We start from the raw sequence: 4,935 nt of genomic DNA on the forward strand, positions 1-4,935 counted from the left end.
CTGTGAGCATCCAGGCACAAGGCCAGGCACCCGCCGCCCCCAGCGCCGCCAAACCCTCCCTCACGGTGACCGTGACCACCCCCCAAACTGCCAGCCTGGTGCAAAAGATCAGCGCCAACGGCAATCTGGCCGCCTGGCAAGAAGCCGTCATCGGGGCCGAGGCCAATGGCCTGAAGATCACCGAGGTGCGTGTGAACGTGGGCGACCGGGTGAAGCGCGGCGATGTGTTGGCGATTTTGCAGGCCGACACCCTGCGCGCCGAGTTGGCGCAGGCCGAAGCGGCCTTGGCGGAAGCTACGGCCAGCGCCCAAGAGGCCAAAGCCCAGGCCGATCGCGCGCGCAGCCTGCAGCAGCAAGGCTTTTTCAGTGCAGCGCAGCTGAGCCAGGCGGTGGCAGCTGAGGCCTCTTCTGTGGCCCGCGTGCAGTCCGCCCGCGCCATGGTGCAGCTGCAAAACGTGCGCTTGGCGCAAACCCAGGTGCGTGCACCCGATGCGGGCGTGATCTCGGCGCGCCAAGCCACCGTGGGCAGCGTGGTGGGCGCAGGCACCGAGTTGTTCCGCTTGATTCGCCAGGGCCGCATCGAATGGCGGGCTGAAGTGACGGCTGCCGAAATTGGCCGCATCCAAGTGGGTGCGCCCGTGCAAATCAAAGCCGCCAGCGGCCAGGTGCTGCAGGGCAAAGTGCGCATGGTCGCGCCCTCGGTCGATGCACAAACCCGTAACGCCTTGGTCTATGTCGACTTGCCCGCGCAAACCGGCAGCGCCCGCGCAGGCATGTACGCCCAAGGCGAGATCGCCCTAGGCCAAAGCCAAGCGCTCACCGTGCCGCAAACGGCGGTGGTGGTCCGCGACGGTTTCAGTTATGTGTACACCGTCGGGGCCGACCAAAAAGTCAGCCAGCTCAAGGTGCAAACCGGACGCCAAAGCGGTGACCGTGTCGAGGTGGTCGGTGGCCTCAAAGCCGATGCCCGTGTGGTGGCCAGCGGTGGTGCATTCCTGAACCACGGCGACACGGTGCGCGTGGTGGATGCATCCGCTTCTCCAGCTGCTCCCGCCGTCCCTGCCACCAAATAAAGGGACGCCATGCTCAACGTCTCTTCCTGGTCGATCCGCAACCCGATTCCGGCCGTCATGCTGTTTGTGCTGCTGACGGTGGCGGGGGTGATCGCGTTCGGCTCGATGAAGGTGCAGAACTTTCCCGATCTGGATGTGCCCACCATCTCGGTGACCGCCAGCCTGCCCGGTGTGGCGCCTTCGCAGCTCGAAACCGATGTGGCCCGCAAGCTCGAAAACGCGCTGGCCCCGCTGCAGGGTCTCAAGCACATCACCACCAAAGTGCAAGACGGCGTGGTGTCGATCACGGCCGAGTTCCGCATGGAAAAGCCCAGCCAGGAGGCGGTGGACGATGTGCGCTCGGCCATCCAGGGGGTGCGGGCCGATTTGCCCGGTGACCTGCGCGACCCGGTGGTGCAAAAGCTCAACCTGGCGGGCACACCCGTGCTGGCCTACACCGTGCGCTCGGCGCGCATGGACGACGAGGCCTTGTCTTGGCTGGTGGACAAAGACATCACCCGCAAGCTCTTGTCGCTGCGCGGTGTGGGTGCCGTGAACCGCGTGGGTGGCGTGACGCGCGAAGTGCGTGTGGCGCTCGACCTGAACCGATTGCAATCCTTGGGCATCACGGCGGCCGAAGTGTCGCGTCAGCTCAAGCAGGTGCAGCAAGAAGGCTCGGGCGGGCGCATGGACTTGGGCGCGGGCGAGCAGCCCGTGCGCACCTTGGCCACCGTCAAGACGGCGCAAGAAGTCGGCCAAATTGAGCTGGCCACATCGCGGGGCGGCAGCGTGCGCCTCGACCAAGTGGCCACGGTGAGCGACACCCTGGCCGATGCGCGATCTGCCGCCGCACTGGATGGCAAGCCCGTGGTGGGCTTTGAAGTGGTGCGCAGCAAAGGCGAGAGCGAGGTGGCCGTGGGCCGTTTGGTGCGCCAGGCGCTGGCCGATTACCGTTTGCAAAACCCCGACATCGAGATCACCGAGGCCTTTGACTTTGTGACCCCGGTGGAAGAGGAATACAACGGCTCACTCGTGCTGTTGTACGAAGGCGCGATTTTGGCGGTGCTGGTGGTGTGGCTGTTTTTGCGCGACTGGCGGGCGACGTTTGTGTCGGCGGTGGCGCTGCCGCTGTCCGTCATCCCGGCCTTCATTGGCATGGCGTACTTGGGCTTTTCCATCAACGTGGTGACTTTGCTGGCGCTGTCCTTGGTGATCGGTGTGCTGGTGGACGACGCGATTGTCGAGGTGGAAAACATCGTGCGCCATTTGCGCATGGGCAAGTCGCCGTATCAGGCGGCGATGGAAGCGGCCGACGAGATCGGTCTGGCCGTGATCGCCACCACCTTCACCTTGATCGCGGTGTTTTTGCCCACAGCTTTCATGAGCGGCATTGCGGGCAAGTTCTTCAAGCAGTTTGGCTGGACGGCGTCGCTCGCGGTGTTCGCCTCGCTGGTGGTGGCGCGGGTGCTCACGCCCATGATGGCGGCGTACATCTTGAAGCCCATCGTCACGGCCGCGCACGAGCCGGGCTGGCTCAAGCGCTACATGCTCTGGGCCACTTGGTGCATGCGGCACCGCCTGGTCACCATGGTGCTGGCCACGCTGTTTTTCATCGGCTCCATCATGCTGGTGCCGCTCTTGCCCAAGGGCTTCATTCCGCCGGACGACAACTCGCAAACACAGGTTTATGTGGAGCTGCCACCTGGATCGACCTTGGCGCAAACCCAGGCCAGCGCCGAATACGCCCGAACGCTCTTGATGACCGTGGACAACGTGAAAAGCGTCTACACCACGATTGGTGGCGGCAGCGCGGGTTCTGACCCGTTTGCCGGTGGCGGCGCGGCCGAAGTGCGCAAGGCCACACTCACCATTCAACTGACCGAGCGCGGCACACGCCCGCGCAAGCAGGCGATTGAAAACGACATCCGGGTCGCCTTGCAGCAACTGCCCGGCGTGCGCACCAAGGTGGGTCTGGGCGGCTCGGGCGAGAAATACGTGCTGGTGCTCACAGGCGAAGACCCGCAGGCCCTGCAAACCGCGGCCATGGCTGTGGAGCGTGACCTGCGCACCATTTCAGGCCTGGGTTCCATTGCGTCCACCGCCAGCTTGGTGCGCCCCGAGATCGCGGTGCGCCCCGACTTTGCCAGGGCCGCCGATTTGGGCGTGACCAGCGCCGCCATCAGCGACACCTTGCGCGTGGCCACGCTGGGCGATTACGACCAGGCATTGCCCAAGCTCAATTTATCGGAGCGCCAAGTGCCCATCGTCGTGAAGTTGGGCGACGAGTCTCGGCAAGACCTGGCCACGCTCGAGCGCCTGATGGTGCCCGGCAGCCGTGGTCCCGTCATGCTGGGTCAAGTGGCCAGCATCGAGGTGGCGGGCGGCCCGGCGGTGATTGACCGCTACGACCGCCAGCGCAACATCAACTTCGAGATCGAGTTGTCGGGCATGCCGCTGGGCGACGTGACAGCGGCGGTGCAAAAGTTGCCCGCGCTGCAAAGCCTGCCGCCGGGTGTGAAGATCGTGGAAGTGGGTGACGCCGAAGTCATGGGCGAACTCTTTGCCAGCTTTGGCCTGGCCATGATGATCGGCGTGCTGTGCATCTACATCGTGCTGGTGCTGCTGTTCAAAGGCTTCTTGCACCCCATCACGATTTTGGCGGCGCTGCCGCTGTCGCTGGGCGGCGCGTTTGTGGGCTTGCTGATTGCACAAAAGAGCTTCTCGATGCCCTCGCTGATTGGCCTGATCATGCTCATGGGCATCGCGACCAAGAACTCGATCTTGCTGGTGGAGTACGCCATTGAAGCGCGGCGCGGCAAACCCGCAGAGGGCGATCGCCCCGCCGTGCCTGGCATGAGCCGCTGGGACGCGATGCTGGACGCGTGCCACAAACGCGCCCGGCCCATCGTCATGACCACCATTGCCATGGGTGCGGGCATGCTGCCCATTGCCGTGGGCTGGGGCGCAGCGGACGCGAGTTTCCGCTCGCCCATGGCGATTGCCGTGATCGGCGGTTTGCTCACCAGTACCGTGCTCAGCTTGTTGGTAGTGCCGGTGGTGTTCACCTACCTCGATGATCTGGGCTTGTGGGCAGGGCGGGTCTGGGGGCGCTTGGTGCGCAGGGCGCACTGAGCCCCAAAATCCGTCTGCAGTCTGCACGGCTGGTAGCCCACCCAACCCTCTGCAGCGCGTATCAATGTGTTGTAAGTAAGCCGAATTCAGCAGCGTTACTGGGCTGAATTGATGAATTGTTATTTCATTTTTGCAGGTTGTGTCGCCTAATTTAATTGTCTTCACAAAGCTGCCATTCCTGTGACCTACCAAGCCTTACGCCTTCGTACCCTGCAAATTCTCGACAAAGGTGATGAAAACGACCTGGCCAGTTTGTGGTGCGATCGTTTCATCACGGTTTTGGTTTTGCTCAATATTTTGGCCGTGGTGCTGGAGTCTGTGGCCAGCCTGCAGGCGGCGTATGCGGTATTTTTTGAAGTGTTTGAAGAGATCAGCTTGGTCTTGTTTTCCGTTGAATACGTGCTGCGCGTATGGGCCAGTGGTGCGCGCTACCCCGATGCCTCAGGCGGGGCTGGTCGCGGCCGGCGTGAATATGCTTTCGGGTTCCATGGTTTGGTGGACTTTTTTGCCACGGCCCCGTTTTACCTTCAGTGGATCGTGCCCGGACTGGACATGCGCGTACTGCGTACCTTGCGGCTGATCCGTGTTCTCAAGCTTTCGCACTACAGCTCGGCCATTGAAGATCTGTTTTCAGCGATCCGCGCAGAAGCCCGGTCCTTTTTTGCCACGCTCTACATCTGTTGATTGCGATTTTGATTTCGTCCAGCTTGATGTACTTTGCGGAAAACGAACACCAACCTGATAAATTTGC

3 protein-coding genes are annotated in these 4,935 nt (G+C 62.8%); all 3 read left to right on the forward strand.

Annotation, left to right across the window (positions count from 1 at the left end; all coding sequences use genetic code 11):
• The first annotated feature begins 2 nt into the window (after positions 1–2).
• The 3 genes from Q0341_RS02475 (at position 3) to Q0341_RS02485 (ending at position 4,868) form a co-directional block, all read left to right on the forward strand.
• Complete coding sequence (locus Q0341_RS02475; RefSeq protein ID WP_299510315.1) at positions 3–1,073, forward strand: efflux RND transporter periplasmic adaptor subunit; 1,071 nt, start codon at positions 3–5, stop codon at positions 1,071–1,073.
• Positions 1,074–1,082: 9 nt separating this feature from the next.
• Entirely contained in the window at positions 1,083–4,184 is a 3,102-nt protein-coding gene (locus tag Q0341_RS02480) for an efflux RND transporter permease subunit (protein ID WP_299510316.1), read from the forward strand.
• 180 nt (positions 4,185–4,364) lie between these two features.
• On the forward strand, positions 4,365–4,868 hold the full coding sequence (locus Q0341_RS02485; protein ID WP_299510317.1) for an ion transporter: 504 nt from the start codon (positions 4,365–4,367) through the stop codon (positions 4,866–4,868).
• The last annotated feature ends 67 nt before the right edge of the window (positions 4,869–4,935 follow it).

Source organism: uncultured Limnohabitans sp. (assembly GCF_937889215.1).
In the GTDB taxonomy this organism is placed as follows: Bacteria; Pseudomonadota; Gammaproteobacteria; order Burkholderiales; family Burkholderiaceae_C; genus Limnohabitans_A.